This window comes from Streptomyces sp. NPDC127092, assembly GCF_042722475.1.
Classification (GTDB): Bacteria; Actinomycetota; Actinomycetes; order Streptomycetales; family Streptomycetaceae; genus Streptomyces.
On sequence record NZ_JBHXFE010000298.1, the window covers coordinates 1 to 832 of the forward strand.

1 protein-coding gene is annotated in these 832 nt (G+C 65.0%); it reads left to right on the forward strand.

Annotated features, from left to right (window positions below):
* The first annotated feature begins 194 nt into the window (after positions 1-194).
* Positions 195-722 carry an OsmC family protein gene (locus tag ACFWJO_RS39850; RefSeq protein ID WP_037240989.1) on the forward strand — a complete coding sequence of 176 codons (528 nt, stop codon included), beginning with the start codon at positions 195-197 and terminating at the stop codon, positions 720-722.
* The last annotated feature ends 110 nt before the right edge of the window (positions 723-832 follow it).

The following is an 832-nucleotide window of genomic DNA, read 5'->3' on the forward strand; positions in this document are numbered from 1 at the left end:
GCGGTTACAGTCTGATCCGTGACCGAATCCGGCGTGATCGACTCAGGTGAGCTGCTGACGCGGCGTCGCCATGTCGATTTCGCACTGGTGTGTACCTCGAGGTGTCCGATCTCCTGATCGGACCCGTCCCGGCGTGACGTTCTCTACGCCGGGTTCTTCCCGCACACCCTCGTTTTCGAAGGATTCGCACTGTCATGACCACTGCATCCGTGTCGCACCTCACGTCCGTCATCGGCGCCACCCGCGACGCCGTTTCCCAGGATTCCGCGAACGCTCACGTCGTCTTCCGTGCCTCCGCGCAGGCGCACGACGCCGTCGCGAGCACCGTCACGCTCGGCAAGTACAGCGTCGAGGTGGACGAGCCGCCGGCGCTCGGCGGCGACAACTCGGCCGCCAATCCCGTGGAGTACTACCTCGCCTCACTGCTCTCCTGCCAGGTGGTCACGTACCGCTTCTGGGCCGAGAAGCTCGGTGTCCGTGTCGACGACATCTCGGCGAGCGCCGAGGGCGACCTCGACGTGCGCGGGTTCTTCGGCTTCGACGACGCTGTCCGTGCCGGGTTCGGTGAAGTGCGCGTCGTCGTGACGCTGACCGGCCCGGAACCGCGGGAGCGCTACCTCGAACTGCAGGAAGCAGTGGATGCGCACTGCCCCGTCCTCGACCTGACCCGCAATCAGACCCCGGTCCACACCGTGGTCGAAACACGCACCGGCGACAACTGATTCACCACATCCACCTCACCGAATCTGGAGCACACCACTCGTGACCGAGAACATCGATCCCACCGTCAACTGGTCGTTCGAGACCAAGCAGATCCACGCCGGGCAGACGT

What these genes read in the sequence shown, in the direction of transcription:
- ACFWJO_RS39850 (WP_037240989.1), top strand. Translation starts at nt 195, where the DNA reads ATGACCACTGCATCCGTGTCGCACCTCACGTCCGTCATCGGCGCCACC.